Origin of the sequence: Streptomyces sp. JJ36 (assembly GCF_021696945.1) — a bacterium.
Lineage (GTDB): Bacteria > Actinomycetota > Actinomycetes > Streptomycetales > Streptomycetaceae > Streptomyces.
In genome coordinates this window covers 116,442-130,583 of record NZ_JACYHE010000002.1, presented here as the reverse complement: position 1 = coordinate 130,583, position 14,142 = coordinate 116,442, and the positions used below count along the sequence as shown (strand labels likewise).

Below are 14,142 nucleotides of genomic sequence, written 5' to 3'. Positions count from 1 at the left end.
GGGACGCCGAGTCCTGCCGCCCGGCGCAGGAGCCACCGTGACCGCAACGGCAGGAGCGGGGGAACCAGGTAAGTGCCCGACCGGCGCCCGCGCCGGGACGGCTTGGGGTGAAGTCGCGTACGCGTGTGCTCGTCACACACTCCCGCGCGACCGGGCAACTCCAGCCCGAACCCGACAGCTCACCTCGTAGGCGTAGGAGAGGAACACACCTATGTCTGCACGCGGACGTCATCGCCGCCCCAAGTCTCTGCGCTTCACGCGACGCGCCGCGACCCTCGCGCTCAGCGCGGGCGGCGCCGGCATCGTCCTCCCCCTCATGTCCGCCGGCGGCGCCCAGGCCGCCTCGGTCGACACCTGGGACAAAGTCGCCCAGTGCGAGTCCAGCGGTGACTGGAGCATCAACACCGGCAACGGCTTCTACGGCGGCCTGCAGTTCACCCAGTCGAGCTGGGAGGCTGCCGGCGGCACGCAGTACGCACCCCGCGCCGACCTGGCCACCAAGGAGCAGCAGATAGCCACGGCCGAGAAGCTGCTCGCCATGCAGGGCCCGGGCGCCTGGCCGAACTGCGGCCCGGCGGCGGGGCTGCAGCAGAACAGCGGCGCCCCGGCCATCGACCCGGACGGCGGTGAGGAGCGCGCCGGCCGCAGCGGCGACAAGCAGCAGGTTGCCGGGGCCGAGAAGGCCCAGCAGGCCGAGAAGTCCGGCAAGTCTGAGAAGTCCGAAAAGGGCGAGAAGGCGGAGAAGTCCGCCGGTAAGCCGGCGAAGGCCGAGACCTACACCGTGGTGAGCGGTGACACGCTCTTCAAGATCGCCCGCGACCACGGTGTGGACGGCGGCTGGCAGGAGCTGTACGCCGACAACCGTGAGGTCGTCGGCGAGGACCCGGACCTCATCTTCCCGGACCAGCGGCTGACCGTGCACGGCGGCGGGGGCGAGGCCAAGGCCCCGGCCCCGGAGAAGAAGCAGTCCGCGGCCAAGCCCGAGAAGAAGCAGCAGCCCGAGAAGGCGGAGAAGGCCGAGGAGCCGCGGGACGAGCAGGCCGGCAAGGCCTCCCGGTCCGGCGGTGAGCAGGCCGCCGAGGCCGCCGAGTCCACCCAGTCCTCGGGTGCCGCCCAGAGCGACGCCTCCGGCTACGTGGCCCCGGTCGACGCCGGGACCAGCACCCCGTACCGCGCCACCGGCAGCAGCTGGTCCAGCGGCTACCACACGGGTGTGGACTTCTCCGCCGCGACCGGCACCCCGGTGAAGGCCGTCACCAACGGCACCGTGGTCTCCGCCGGCTGGGGCGGCGCGTACGGCAACCAGGTCGTCATCAAGCACGACGACGGCCGGTACAGCCAGTACGGCCACATGTCCTCGCTGTCCGTCTCCGCCGGCCAGTCCGTCTCCGCCGGCCAGCAGATCGGCAGCGTCGGCTCCACCGGCAACAGCACCGGCCCGCACCTGCACTTCGAGGTGCGCACCGGTCCGTCGTACGGCTCGGACATCGACCCGGTCGCCTACCTGCGGTCCCACGGCGTCTCCCTCTGAGACACCGCTCCGGCACACCGCTGACGCCGCCCGGCGCCCTCCCCTCACGGGGAACGGCGCCGGGCGGTGTCGCGTTCCGGCGGCCTTCCGGCGCCGTTCCGGCTCGGCAGGGTCCCGGTCGCGTCACGATCGCCGCGCCCGGTTCGGCGCCCGTGCGCCGGATGGTGTGAGATGGAGACTCACCCAGCCAGAACAGATCGAAGGGGGAGTTCGTGGCACGGGGCCAGAACGTACGCGAGAGGGTCGCCGGCGCAGCGCGCGCCGTGGCCCAGGGGGAGGACCCCCGGAGCGTCGCCGTCGACGAGTGGCACCGGTACGCCGGTGGCCGGCAGGGCGGAGCGCAGCAGCAGGGCGGCGGCGAGCCGGGCCCCGCAGACCGCGACCCGGGAGGCCGGGGCGGCGGGGGCGGCGGCCGTGAGGACGGCATGGACCCCGCGGACTTCCCGGCCGCCCGGGAACAGGGCGGGAGCATCGACACCGTCATGGCCGAGCAGACCGTCCCGCTCGACGAGGCCGGCGAGGCGCTCAACCGCAGCCGCCAGGCCCGCGAGGACGGCGCGCAGGTGCACGCCATCTGCCCGATGGTGATGCCCCGCGGGCGTTCCTTCCTGAGCATGCTTCCGGTGTCGCTGCTGCTGGTGGTGGGGATCGTCGGCACCGCCGTCGCGGCCGCCACCGCCGACGCCACGGGCGTCGGCACCCTCACCCACCCCCTCTTCGGCCTGCACTACTGGGTGATGGCCGTCGCCGCCGTGGCCTTCGTGTGGTGGCGGCAGGGCATGGTGATGGTGCCGGACGGCAGCCAGGCGCTCATCACCCGCTTCGGGAAGCTGGAGAAGGTCGTCGGACCCGGCCGGGTGGTGCTGCTCAGCCCGTTCAAGCGGGTGTCCTACATCATCAACACCACCCGCGAGTACCCCTTCAACGCGCCGGTGCGGGAGGCGCCGACGCGCGGCGGGGTGAAGGCCTCGATCGACCTCTTCATCCAGTTCCGGATCAGCGACCCGCAGGAGTTCGTCTACACCCTCGGCGCGGTCCGCGGCTTCGAGGAGAAGCTGAACAACGCCGTCAGCGAGACCATCCGCTCGCTCATCTACGAGCAGGAGGCCGCCGGCATCTACGACATGGTCGGCGAGGACACCGGCCGGCTGCTGGAACAGCTCAACCAGCAGTTCCGCCCGGCCGTCGAGCTGACCAACGCCAACATCACACACGCCGAGCCCTCGGACCGCGGCTACCGGATGGACCTCGCCTCCCCGGAGATGGTCCGGATGGCCAAGGAGGCGTACACCCACGAGTACGCCCTCCAGCTCCGCAAGGAGCAGGACGAGGGCGACCTCACCAAGGAGCTGGCCACCCGGCACGAGACGCTCTCCGCGATCCAGGCCGAGATCGCCCAGCACCAGGCACAGATGGACACCGCGGTGGAGCGGGAGACCAACCGGGCGCAGGCGCTCGCCCGCCAGCGGTACGTGCAGGCCGAGTCCGAGGCGAAGGCCAACGCCGCGCTGCTGGAGGCGCAGGCGCTGGACATCCGCGCGGTGACCGCCGCCGAGGCCCCGGAGATCCTGGAGTACCGCTACCAGCAGCAGGTGCTGGACACCCTGGAGGAGGTCGCCGACCACCTGCCGCGGCTGGTCCGCATCGGCGGCGCGGGCGCCGCCGGCGACCCGGACGAGTCCGCCGGGGTCGACTTTTTGGCGCTGGCCCGGGAACTGGTCGGCGAACGCGGCGCCGAGCTCTTCACGGACGCCGACATGGCGGCCGTTCGGGCGCGGCTGGAGGAGGTCTCCGCACGCATCGCCGAGCGCGAGCCGGAGATCAGCGCGCTGCGGGAGGCCGAGCGGCCGACCGTGCCGGGCACCGCGGGCCGTACGCCCGAGCAGGAGGCCGAAGAGACCGGAGACACCGGGGACACCGGGGATGCCTCGGACGCCGCCGGGGACACCGGGGCCACAGGCGCCGGTGCGGCAGCCGGCGACCCGGCCACCGGGACGGCCACCGGGACCAGCGACCACGAGTCCGGGGAGGGCACGGCATGAGCGCCACACGCAACCGCAGGTCGGTCATCTCCGAGGAGGTGGCGCCCTGGTCGGAGATCCCGCGGCTGCTGCGCGGCGGCGAGGCGGGCACCCTGGTCCCGGTCATCATCCCGCGGCACCGCCGCCGGGTGTGGTGGATGCTGCCGCTGTGGCTCGGCGTCTTCGCCGTGCTGACCGGCGTGATGCTGGCGGTCCAGGACGCCTCCACCGACGCCGGCGACCTGGCGTACGGCGCGCTGGCCACCACCGCGTACGTCATCGGCGTCCTGCTGCTGCTCGGCGGCGGGCTGTGGTGGTGGCGCTCCTCGATCGTCGAGATCGAGCAGGGCACCACCGGCATCCTCACCCGCTACGGCGCCATCGTCCGCACCCTCGACCCGGGCCGCCACTACCTGTGGCACCCCTGGTCGCGGGTGGACTTCGTGGTGGACACCGCCACCGAGATCCCGTACTCCGCACCCGTGGTGGCCTGCCCGACACGGGAGAACGTGCCGCTGCGGTCCATCGAGTTCTTCCTGAAGTTCCGCATCACCGACGCCGTGCTCTTCGTACGGACCATCGGCGCCGGCAACTTCGACCTGGTGCTCTCCAGCGCGGTGCAGGACGCCATCCGGCAGCGCGGGCGCCAGGTGCAGACCGAACGGGCGTACGACCTGCGCGGCTCCGACGTGGCCGACATGCAGGAACTGCTCAACCGGCAACTCGACCGCTACGGCGTCCGCATCACCGGCAGCAACATCCCGGACGTCCAGCTCCCCGCGCAGTACCAGCAGCACCTGGCCACCCGGGAGCGGGTCGCCAAGGAGCGCACCGCGTACGAGCAGGAGTGGGGCCTGATCCGCAAGCGCCGCATCGACCAGCTCGGGATGGACATCGAGCGGGCGAAGAAGGTCCGCGACGCCCGCATCGTCGAGGTGAAGGCGGCCCTGAACCAGGCCCGCGAGCAGGTCGCCCAGCTCCTGGAGGAGCAGGAGACCGAGGCGCAGAAGGTCCGCTTCGAGATCGAGACCCGGGGCCGCTCCGGGCTCATCGCCGCGGAGAACGAGGCCCGGGCCCAGCGCCGGCTGGCCCAGGCCTACCGCGACAACCGCGCGGTGCTCCAGTACGAACTGGCCCGGCGGCGGCTGGACGTCGGCGCGACGCTGGCCGCGTCCGCGCCGCAGCCGGTCGTGGTCCGCACCGACGGCTCCGCCGCCGGCGGCGACCACTCGGCGCTCACCACCCTGCTCACCGCCCAGCTCCTCCCCCGCCTCTCGGCCCTCCCGGGTCCTGCGGCGGACGGTGAGGACGGCACCCGGGACTGACCGCAGACCGCGCCTGCGGACGGCGGCGCCCCGCACCTGCGGGGCGCCGCCGTGCCGTGTCGCCACCCGCGCCGACGGGGCTCCATGTCTTCCGGCAGCAGGCGGAACGCCGCATGACGGGTGAGCGGCCGTTCGGCCACCGCCACCTCTGTCATGACCCCATGCCCCGGAGCGCGTCCTCGATCTCGTCGTCACTGAAGTCGGGAAGCCCGAGCGCAGGCAGCTCCACGTCACCGATCGGACCGGTGGGGTACGGCGCCACGTGGCTCTCCTCGTACGGTCGCAGCACGTCGACGGGCCGCCCGTTCGTCAGTACTCGTCGACTGTTTGCCCCTCGGGCACCTGGAAACATGCGGAGACGAGAGTGACCGTGATTCCGGACGGATGATCGCTGCGCCCTCGGCGATCGAGAAGCTTGACCTGAGCCGTGAACTTCTTCTCAGTCGAGTCGGCAAAGAGCGTCAGACTCTTGGCGCGACTCTCGTCCGGACCGTAGCTCGTCACTTCCCAGCCACGCTCAGGAAGAGCTTCTCTGAGCTTCTCCATGGCCCTTTCCATGTCTTCCACTGGAACATCGTAGACACTCCATGGGTGACGAATCTTGAAGAACTTGTCGGTGTCCCTCCCTTCGCAGAGGGACACCCCGGGGCCAGGTTCAGTCACTTTGCCGTCAAGGTTGAGGATGTCAAGCAGCTGACTGGACAACTGCTTTGCATCGCTGCGGGCAGCCCCAATTTCGCGCCTCTCAGGCGTGTATCCGAGGTCTCCGTCAGTGCCATTCACATTGGAACATCCCATCAGTGCACTAGCCAAAACCACAGTAAGTGCCGCAGTCCCCCCGCGCCTAGCCAAGCTCCACCTCATCGTAGTTCCCTGTCACCACAGCTGCTTGATTCCAGAGGCTCGTGGAATCAGCATTCCAATAGTCGCTATGGCCACTGGTGTCGACCGCCATTCGGTGAGCGCCGAAAGCCTCATCCGAAGGCACGAGCTGGACGTATCCAGCATTGTAGGGAATCCCGTTCCATGTCTCGGTGGCCCATTCGTAGCCACCGAGCCCTGCGGCCTTCCCTCCAGCGGGAACCAGGTCATCCGACGCTGCCTCGGACCACACATGGGCCTTGCCGACATCGAGGTCGCCCGCTTCGCCGACGAGCATTCCGGGGCTGCCGGCGACCACGATGTCATCGGCCTTCAAATCGCCCTGTTCGGAGGCCGCGCCGACGGTGGTGCTCCCGTAGCTGTGGCCGATGACTGTCGTGTGACTGCTGTCTGCACCCCCCTGCACCGTCTGCATCCCGTCGAGGAACCGGTTGAGCTTGGGCGCACCGTCGTGCGCCCAATGCTTCTCCATGGCCTCCGGCACAATCGTCTGTGGGGCATCGTATCCGAGCCAGGTGATGGTCGAAACTTCTGGACCGCCAGGCATCGCACTTGCTTCCCGCCACAGGTTCGTCATACGACCGATGTCGCCATCAATCGCCTCCAGCCGCGCCGTCGTCCCGGGCACGTACACCGCTGTGTGGTCTGCGGTGTCCGGATTCCCGTTGGCAACGATCGCCCGGCCGTTCCGCTCCGCGTCGAAGCCGAGAAGATACGCTTCGGGGAGCCCTTCCTTCCCCGTGTCGTCGAAGCGCTGCTCGATCGCCTCCATACCCTTCAACGAAGCGATCAGGTGAGCCTTCTTGTCACCGTACTTCTCATCCCACCGCTTCCACTCTTCCCGCTCGACGCGAACGTTGTCCTTGTGGGTCAGCCGGTACTTCTCCGGTGCCGGCGGGATGGCGTTCAACTGTACCTGGTAGGCACCCTTCTTCTCGGCCAGGACCGCACGGTTCGCCTCGTCCCGTACCTCTGACGGCAGGCCGTCGAGGGCGCCCACGGAAGCGGGGTAAAGCGCAACGTAATCAGCCTTCTCGTCAGCGGTCAGGCTGTTCCACCACTTGGCGTTGTCCCCAGGTGACTTGCCCTGTGGTATGTCCTCCCTGGCAAGATAGTCACCCGCGACCTTCTGCAACGCGCCTTGGTCACCGTGGACATCAGCCCAGTCCTTCGCCGAGACGTTCAGGTCGTTCTGGGCCATGAGGCGCCGCAACTTCGGCCCCCACTTCTGGTCCGCTTCCGCTGCATCGCCCAGGGCCTCGCCAATCCGGTCCGCGTAACCCTGCGCCTTCACGCGCTTCGGGTCCGGGTCCGCCAGCGGAACAAGGCTGTCCTGAGCCGTCACGCTCTGCTCGGGATTGATCGGTGTCGGCGTACGGTCGGACACCCAGCGGACCGAACCATCCTCCCCCACCGTGAAGCCGGCGCTCCGGGCCTCGTCCACCGCTGCCGTGAGCTTCTTCTGCGCCGCCCGCAGGTCCGAAGCCAAGCCGTTCAGCGCCGCGCTGATCAAACCGCACTCGACCTGTGTGTAGTGGAAGTTCTTGGCCAACCGTGTCAACCGGTCCCGAGCCGCGCTTGCGCCCTCACCGCTGAGGCCCTTCGCCCCGTCTGGGCCACCGTCGACGGGAAACACCTTGGCCACGATCTGGCGCTCGAGCCGGTCCTTGGACGCGCCCGCCGCACTGCTGACCTTGTGGTAGCCGTCGGCGGCCTCTTCGAACTCGGATACCTTCAGGTCACGCAGCGTCGCGAAGTGCACCATTCAGGTTCACCGCCCCTGGGAGGGGTGACCACCGGTGGACGGATGGCCTCCCCCGCTCGCGGGTTCTTCGGGCTTGGTCCGTTGCTGCTGGAACGCGGCACTGATCTCTTCGTCGTTCTTGTAGTGATCGTTGCCGGCCTTCTCCAGCTTGCCGGTGAGCTCGCCGCACTCACGACTGACCAGGTCCAGGTAGCGATCCCAGGACTGGTAGACACTCAGCTGCGCCGCGCCACTCACGAAACCGGTGACAGCGAGGTCACCGGCTCCCAAGCCCTTCTGCCCCTCGTCCAGCTTCGTCATCGCCTTCTTGAGGTTGGTACGCAGCGACTCGACGCCCTGGGACACCCCCGTCCATAACTTCCTGTCGGAGCTCAGCCCGCCTCTCCCGTCACCACTACCGTTCGCCGCCCAGCCGGGATCGTCGTCGCTGGAGGCCAGTGACATGCGGGTCTCTGTTCCGGCACGGCCGTCGGACTCCCCCTGATGGAGCCGGCCCTCCACGCCGATGTAGTCGTAGAGCGCCGATCGTTCCCCAGCTCCCACGAAGTCCTCCCCACACTCCGAAAAGGCCGTTCCTGCCGCGGCATTGCTCCTCGTAGAGCTCGCCCGAAACGCCCCACGGCAAGCTCCCTGTCCTCACTCTGCCTCTCACCGCAGTCCGGCGCATGAGTACGCGTACTCATGCGCCGGAGCAGCCGACACCGTGAACAACTCGGGCAAGGTTTCGGGGCTTGCCTCAGGAGTGCGGGCTGCGCCACCTCCTCAGCAGCGCAGGGGCTTCTGCCAGGAGCACTCCAGGGACGGGACGGGCGCGCCGCGGTCCGGGGCGGCGGACTCCGGGCCGCCCGGGTTCCGCTCCGCGGGAGCATCCCCGCTCTCCCCGCCGTACGAGGCCAGCGCGACCACCAGCTCGTCCTCCAGACTCTTCACCGAGGAGGCGAGGTAGTTGTTGGTCAGGATGCTGAACACCAGCTCCCGGCCGTTCGCGTCGGTCACGTAGCCGGAGAGCCCGGAGGCCCCGGTGAGCGAGCCGGTCTTGGCGTGCGCGTTCCGCGCCGCCGGGGTGTCGCACATCCGGGAGCGGAGGGTGCCGCCCACCATGCGTTCGCTCTCGCAAGCCACCGGCAGCGAGGCGTACCAGGCGTCGTACCAGGGCGCGTCCCGTACGGACACCAGCAGATCGGCCAGCTCCCCGCCGGGGAAGAGGTTCATCCGGGACAGCCCGGAGCCGTCCACCTGCCGCAGCTCGCCGGTGTCCACGCCCTCCTTCTTCAGGTAGCCCTCGATGGCCTCCAGGCCCGCCTCCCAGGTGCCGTGGCCGGTGGCCTGGGCGCCCATGGCCTTGGTCAGCACCTCGGCGTGGTTGTTGTTGGAGAGCTTCATGAACGGGATCATCAGCTCGGAGAGCGGCATGGAGTCGTGGTGCGCCAGCCGCCGGGCGTCCGCGGGCGTCGCCCTTCCCAGACGGGTCCGCCCCTGCACCCGTACGCCGTGCTCGGCCAGCGCGTCGCGGAAGACGGCGGCGGCGTAGCCCGTCGGCTCCCAGACGCTGGTCCAGGAGCGGGTGGGGTTGGCGCCGACGGGGATGTCGCCGTCGATCACGATGGTGTTGTTGCCGTGCTCGCGCTCGATGCCGAGGGTGTCCCGCTCGCCCTCGGGGACGGTGGTGCCGCGGACGTCGATCGTGACGTAGTCGTTCGGCGGGGTGACGGTGACTTTCGGCTCGTCGCCCGGCCGGTCGCCGGGGGCGGCCTCGATGTAGACCGTGCCGGCGTCGTAGTCGGTGTCCGGGGCGACGCTGAGCGGGGAGATCTGCGACGAGTAGTACGCGCTCTCGTCGTCGGCCGCCCACGACCGGCCGAGCCGCTGGTCGTCGAAGCGGGTGTCGTCGGCGACCAGCCGCCCGGTCACCCGGCGGACGCCGGAGTCCGCCAGCTGCTTCGCCAGCCGGTCGTAGTCCTCGGCCAGCATGGTGGGGTCGCCGGTGCCGCGCAGGTAGAGGTCGCCGCGGAGCACCCCGCCGTACCGGCGGCCGTCGGTCAGCACGTCCGTACGGAACCGGTGGTCCGGGCCGAGCAGGGCCATCGCGGCGACGGAGGTGGCCAGCTTGGTGTTGGAGGCGGGCATCAGCCGGGTGCCGGACCCGTGCTCGTAGAGCACCCGGCCGGACTCGGCGTCGCTGACCACCACGCTCGCCGCGCCGCCGTCCAGCCGCTCGTCGGCGAGGACGCGGTCCAGGGTGCGCTCCAGTCCGGGGTCGCCGGCGGCGCCCGCTCCTGCGGGTGAGCCGAAGGAGAGGGTGAGTCCGAGCCCGGCGACGGCCAGCCAGGCTCCGATGCGCCTACGGGATCTGCCGCTTGCACTCAGTCGTGTCATGCCACGAGAGGATCCCGCACCGCGGGCCGCCGCGACAGACGGCGTGCCGCAGCGCCGCGCAGACGGCCCACGCCCGGGTGCGGCACGTGAGACGGACACGCCGGTCCAGCGGTGGCCGGCCGCCCGGGCCACCGGTATGGTCGATGGTATGGCAACCAGGAAGTACACCGTGACCCTGCCCGAGGAGCTGGCCGAAGCCGTCCGCGCCGAGGTGGGGACGGGTGGCTTCAGCCGCTACGTCACGCAGGCGATAGAGCGTCAGCGCGAGCGGGACCGGCTGCGTGAGGCCGTCGCGTGGTGGGAGTCGGAGTACGGCGAGGTCACGGAGTCGGAGATGATCGACGCCGAAGCCGAGCGCCGGGAGATCGAGCGGCAGCACGCCGAACTCGCCCGTTCCCGGCACGAGGGCCCGGACGACACCGCTCCCCCCGGCCGGCGCGCCGCATGACCGCGCACACCGGGAGCTATCTGCTCGACAGCGAGGGCCTGTCCCGGTGGGTGAGGGGCGAGCGCCGCATGGGCCTGCGCCTCAAGGACGCCGACCGCGCGGGTATCCGCGTCCTCACCACATCGATGACGCTCATCGAGGCGTACGACATGAAGACGTACCGGCCGGCCTGGCACGGGGCGCTGTCCCGCTTCCACGTCGAGCCGGTGACCGAAGAGGTCGCCAAGGAGGCGATCGGGCTTCTCCGCGAGGCCGGGCTGCACGGCCACAAGTACGCCATCGACGCCGCGCTGGCGGCCGTCGCCCTCCGGCAGCGCGGCCCCGTCACCGTCTTCACGTCCGACGAGGACGACATGCGAGCCCTGTGCCGCGACCGCGCCGTGGTCAGGAAACTCTGACGCCACAGGCGGCAGCGGGGGCGGCACCGTGATGCGGCACGGGCCGGCAGGTGGTCCGGAACCCTCCCGGGCTCAGAGAGCGGAGGGCCCGAGCCGGTCGGCCAGGGCGGTCAGCGCCTCCGTGCCCACCAGGTCCCCCGGCAGCAGCGGCACGTCGAGCAGCGGTACGTCCGGGACCTGCCGCCGCAGCCGGGCGAGGTGCGCGTCCTCCTGCTCGCGGCGGCGGGCGAGCAGCTCGCCGGCGTCCGCCGGGGAACGGCGGTTGGCGACGAGGGCGGCCACGTCGACGCCGAGGCCGGTGAGTTTCCCGTACACCTCCAGCGTCTCGGCGACCGGGAGGCGTTCGGCGGTCAGCACGAGCACGAACCCGGTCCGCGCCGGGTCCGTCACCACCTCGCGCAGCCGGGAGAAGCGGTTGCGCCGGCGCAGCAGGATGCGGCGCAGCTCGGCGTCGCGGTCGGTCTCCTCGCCGCCGCCGAGGCCACGCACCGCGGCGCCGAACCGCTCGGACCGGTCCCGGTTGGCGAGCAGGGTCTCCGTCCAGGAGGTGAGCTGCTCGGGCAGCGCCAGCAGCCGCAGCGTGTGGCCGGACGGGGCGGTGTCGAAGACGACCAGGTCGTAACGGTCCTCCCCCAGCTCCACCGCCTCGGCGATCCGTTCCAGCACCGCCGACTCGTGGGTGCCGGGCGCCTGCCGGGCCAGCTCCAGGTGGCGGGCGGCCGGTGCGTGCATCCGCTCGGGGAGCAGCCGCCGCATCGTCCCGGCGACCGCGGAGAGGTGCCGTTCGACCGTGCGCTCCGGGTCGATCTCCAGCCCGTCGACGTGACCGGCCGTACCCCCGGCTCCGGGGGCGAGGTCCCCGGGGCCGGCGAGGCGTACGGGCTCGTCGCCGACGGGGCGGTCCCACAGGTGGCCGAGGTTGTGGGCGGGATCGGTCGAGACCAGCAGCACGCGGGCGCCCGCCCGGGCACGGCCCAGGGCGAGCGCCGCGGCGACGGACGTCTTGCCGACCCCGCCCTTGCCGCCGGTGAAGACGACCCTGCGCGGGGCGAGGAGGTCTAGCAGCACCCGACATGCTCCAGCGGTGAGCGGTCCATGCCCATCCGGCGGTGCCAGGCGTGGAAGTCCTCGTAGAGGGCGGGCATGAGCTCGGCGGTGTAGTACGCCGCCGGGTCGGGCACGCCCAGTGCCTCCGCGAGGACGACCATCCGGAAGAGGTCGTCCTCCTCGCGCCGGGCGCGGGCGAAGGTACGCCGGTAGGGACCGGCGTAGAACTCCTCCAGCCCGGCCCGGAACGCGGCCCAGCGGGACGGTGTCATCCCTTCAGCTCCGCCGTCTCCGTCACATCGGCGTCCAGGGCCTCCGGCGGCTCCTGGGACGCCCGCCGCATCGCGACGACCGCCTCGAAGGCGACCCACACGGCGGCGACGATGATGACGACGTCGATGACCAGCAGCAGCCAGTCCCGGGCGTCGTAGAGGTCGCCGAGCTGCACGAGCGCGGCCCAGAACGCCATCACGAACACCACCGCGAGCGGCACCAGCGCAGGCAGGGGATTGCGCCGCTTGCGGATCAGCATGACCGCGACGATGGAGAGGGTCAGGGAGGCCAGAAGCTGGTTGCTGGTGCCGAACAGCGGCCAGATGCGGAGGCCGCCGGCGCCCTCGGCGCCCTGACTGAAGGTCAGCCCCATACCGGCGACGAGCGCGACGAGGGTGCCGACACCGTTGTTGATCTTCACCTTGGCGACCTCGCCGGCCTCCTGGACGACGAAGCGCAGCAGGCGCAGACCGGTGTCCATGGTGGTGGCGGCGAACAGGATCGCCATGGTGGCCAGGACCGTCGAGCTCAGCGAGGTGGGCAGGCCCAGACCGCTGTGGACGATCGCGCCGCCTCCGTCGACGAACGCCCCCACGCCGCCGTCGCCGAAGGCGGTGTAGACGGCCTCCCAGTCGGCCAGGGTGCGGAAGCCCGCGACGGCGGCGATGATCGCACCGAGCGCGAGCAGGCCCTCACCGATGGCACCGAAGTAGCCGACGAACCGGGCGTCGGTCTCCTTGTCGAGCTGCTTCGAGCTGGTGCCCGAGGAGACCATGCCGTGGAAGCCGGAGATCGCGCCGCAGGCGATGGTGACGAAGAGCAGCGGCAGCAGGTCCGGGGTGCCCGCGGGCACGGCGTCGTTGAAGGCCGGGGCGACGATCGACGGTGCGCTCAGCAGCACCGAGACGAACAGGATGCCGAGCCCGACGAAGAGCTGGACGCCGTTGATGTAGTCACGCGGCTGGAGCAGCACCCACACGGGCAGCAGGGAGGCTATGCCGGCGTAGACGAAGAGGGCGACGATCCAGAAGGTCGCCGGGGACATGCCCAGGATCGGGTCGGGCAGCTCCACCGGGACGGCGTCGCCGAGCAGGATCAGGCCGTAGAGCGCCGCGACGCCGACCACGGTGACCAGGCCGAGGCTCATCTTGTAGCGGTAGACCGCCTGGCCGACCAGCAGTGCCACCGCGACCGCGCCCCAGGCGGGGATCACCGCCGAGGGCGTGGAGATCAGCAGGTTCTTGATGACCACCGCGAAGGCCGCGACCACCATCAGGAGCAGCAGGAAGATCACGACGAGGAAGAGGTTGGCGCCCCGGCCGCCGATGTAGCGGCCGGAGAGCGCGCCGATCGAGCGGCCCTTGTTGCGCGCCGAGGCCCACAGGGCGCCCAGGTCGTGCATGCCCGCGAAGAAGACCGTGCCGAGGGTGACCCACAGGAACGCGGGCAGCCAGCCCCAGATCACGGCGACGGCAGGGCCGACGATCGGCGCCGCGCCCGCGACCGAGGTGAAGTGGTGGCCCCACAGCACGAACTTGTTGGTCGGGACGTAGTCCACGCCGTCCTGCAGTTCGTGCGCGGGCGTCCGGAAGGACGCGTCCAGCTTGTAGACGCGGTTGCCCAGGAACTTCGAGTACAGGAGATATCCGCCCGCGAACATCGCAAGGCCGATCACGAGCAACGGAAGTGCATTCATAGGAGACGCCCTCTGGTTCTGGGAGATGAGGCCGCCGGCCAGCACGCGAAAGGGACGTGGCAGGCAGTCGGTGGGGACGGCGGGGCGTGGCCTTCCTCGGCCGAGGGAGGCCGGTGGCCGGAACGGGATACCGGGCGCTCACGCCCCTGTGGCACAGCGTGGCGGCGTAACCGGACAGGGTGTGCCGCGCCCGGGCGGTGGCCGCGCGGCAGCCCCCGGTGAGCAGCAGTGACAGGACGAAGGCCGGCCCCGGGCACCGCGGGCAGGTCCCGCTGTGCACACCGTTGCCGGTCTCGCCGCTGCCTCCGCCCTCAACGGGGGCTCCGCCATGATGACCGAAAGGAAGTTCGCTTCATTGGCCGCTCATGCTAAGGGACCGG

At 70.8% G+C, this 14,142-nt stretch carries 12 protein-coding genes and 1 riboswitch; of the genes, 5 read left to right on the top strand and 7 right to left on the bottom strand.

Translation table 11 applies throughout. The annotated features are described in order from the left end of the window. The first annotated feature begins 23 nt into the window (after nt 1-23). Nucleotides 24-206, top strand: a riboswitch (cyclic di-AMP (ydaO/yuaA leader). A gap of 5 nt (nt 207-211) precedes the next feature. The 3 genes from HOY81_RS01475 to HOY81_RS01465 all read left to right on the top strand — a co-directional run bounded on the left by HOY81_RS01475 (nt 212) and on the right by HOY81_RS01465 (nt 4,877). Then, the gene (locus HOY81_RS01475; RefSeq protein ID WP_237317144.1) at nt 212-1,531 is read left to right on the top strand and encodes a peptidoglycan DD-metalloendopeptidase family protein; all 1,320 of its coding nucleotides are present in this window, start codon (nt 212-214) and stop codon (nt 1,529-1,531) included. 425 nt (nt 1,532-1,956) lie between these two features. Continuing rightward, a complete protein-coding gene (locus HOY81_RS01470) occupies nt 1,957-3,573 on the top strand; it encodes an SPFH domain-containing protein (protein ID WP_272892225.1) in 1,617 nt (538 codons plus the stop codon). After that, the gene (locus HOY81_RS01465) at nt 3,570-4,877 is read left to right on the top strand and encodes an SPFH domain-containing protein (protein WP_237317140.1); all 1,308 of its coding nucleotides are present in this window, start codon (nt 3,570-3,572) and stop codon (nt 4,875-4,877) included. Before HOY81_RS01470 ends, HOY81_RS01465 begins: the two co-directional genes overlap by 4 nt. A gap of 309 nt (nt 4,878-5,186) precedes the next feature. On the opposite strand, the gene HOY81_RS01460 is transcribed toward HOY81_RS01465, so the two are convergent. The 4 genes from HOY81_RS01460 to dacB form a co-directional block, all read right to left on the bottom strand. Then, nucleotides 5,187-5,660 carry a hypothetical protein gene (locus HOY81_RS01460; RefSeq protein ID WP_237317138.1) on the bottom strand — a complete coding sequence of 158 codons (474 nt, stop codon included), beginning with the start codon at nt 5,658-5,660 and terminating at the stop codon, nt 5,187-5,189. Between the two features lie 61 nt (nt 5,661-5,721). Then, complete coding sequence (locus tag HOY81_RS01455) at nt 5,722-7,524, bottom strand: alpha/beta hydrolase (RefSeq protein WP_237317136.1); 1,803 nt, start codon at nt 7,522-7,524, stop codon at nt 5,722-5,724. 6 nt (nt 7,525-7,530) lie between these two features. Continuing rightward, on the bottom strand, nt 7,531-8,067 hold the full coding sequence (locus tag HOY81_RS01450) for a hypothetical protein (RefSeq protein WP_237317134.1): 537 nt from the start codon (nt 8,065-8,067) through the stop codon (nt 7,531-7,533). A 219-nt stretch (nt 8,068-8,286) separates the two neighbouring features. Continuing rightward, the gene (gene dacB / locus HOY81_RS01445) at nt 8,287-9,900 is read right to left on the bottom strand and encodes a D-alanyl-D-alanine carboxypeptidase/D-alanyl-D-alanine-endopeptidase (RefSeq protein ID WP_237317132.1); all 1,614 of its coding nucleotides are present in this window, start codon (nt 9,898-9,900) and stop codon (nt 8,287-8,289) included. 148 nt (nt 9,901-10,048) lie between these two features. On the opposite strand from dacB, the gene HOY81_RS01440 reads away from it, so the two are divergent. Continuing rightward, nucleotides 10,049-10,348, top strand: a complete 300-nt coding sequence (locus HOY81_RS01440) for a hypothetical protein (protein ID WP_237317130.1) — start codon at nt 10,049-10,051, stop codon at nt 10,346-10,348. Continuing rightward, entirely contained in the window at nt 10,345-10,746 is a 402-nt protein-coding gene (locus HOY81_RS01435) for a PIN domain-containing protein (RefSeq protein ID WP_237317128.1), read from the top strand. Before HOY81_RS01440 ends, HOY81_RS01435 begins: the two co-directional genes overlap by 4 nt. A gap of 72 nt (nt 10,747-10,818) precedes the next feature. Here the strand turns inward: HOY81_RS01435 and HOY81_RS01430 are convergent, their stop codons facing one another. From HOY81_RS01430 to HOY81_RS01420, 3 genes are read right to left on the bottom strand one after another with little or no spacing between them, the layout of a single operon-like run. Next, complete coding sequence (locus tag HOY81_RS01430) at nt 10,819-11,814, bottom strand: ArsA family ATPase (RefSeq protein ID WP_237317126.1); 996 nt, start codon at nt 11,812-11,814, stop codon at nt 10,819-10,821. After that, nucleotides 11,805-12,065: a cory-CC-star protein gene (locus HOY81_RS01425; protein ID WP_237317123.1), complete on the bottom strand. Its 261-nt coding sequence runs from the start codon at nt 12,063-12,065 to the stop codon at nt 11,805-11,807. The genes HOY81_RS01430 and HOY81_RS01425 overlap by 10 nt, the downstream gene beginning before the upstream one ends. Next, nucleotides 12,062-13,762: a carbon starvation protein A gene (locus tag HOY81_RS01420; protein ID WP_237317121.1), complete on the bottom strand. Its 1,701-nt coding sequence runs from the start codon at nt 13,760-13,762 to the stop codon at nt 12,062-12,064. The genes HOY81_RS01425 and HOY81_RS01420 overlap by 4 nt, the downstream gene beginning before the upstream one ends. Nucleotides 13,763-14,142: the final 380 nt, after the last annotated feature.

Bases quoted from the DNA above. Each gene is read 5' to 3' on its own strand.
- HOY81_RS01440 (WP_237317130.1), top strand. From the start codon at position 10,049: ATGGCAACCAGGAAGTACACCGTGACCCTGCCCGAGGAGCTGGCCGAA.
- HOY81_RS01470 (WP_272892225.1), top strand. From the start codon at position 1,957: ATGGACCCCGCGGACTTCCCGGCCGCCCGGGAACAGGGCGGGAGCATC.
- HOY81_RS01455 (WP_237317136.1), bottom strand. From the start codon at position 7,524: ATGGTGCACTTCGCGACGCTGCGTGACCTGAAGGTATCCGAGTTCGAA.
- HOY81_RS01425 (WP_237317123.1), bottom strand. From the start codon at position 12,065: ATGACACCGTCCCGCTGGGCCGCGTTCCGGGCCGGGCTGGAGGAGTTC.
- dacB (WP_237317132.1), bottom strand. From the start codon at position 9,900: ATGACACGACTGAGTGCAAGCGGCAGATCCCGTAGGCGCATCGGAGCC.
- HOY81_RS01420 (WP_237317121.1), bottom strand. From the start codon at position 13,762: ATGAATGCACTTCCGTTGCTCGTGATCGGCCTTGCGATGTTCGCGGGC.
- HOY81_RS01475 (WP_237317144.1), top strand. From the start codon at position 212: ATGTCTGCACGCGGACGTCATCGCCGCCCCAAGTCTCTGCGCTTCACG.
- HOY81_RS01435 (WP_237317128.1), top strand. From the start codon at position 10,345: ATGACCGCGCACACCGGGAGCTATCTGCTCGACAGCGAGGGCCTGTCC.
- HOY81_RS01465 (WP_237317140.1), top strand. From the start codon at position 3,570: ATGAGCGCCACACGCAACCGCAGGTCGGTCATCTCCGAGGAGGTGGCG.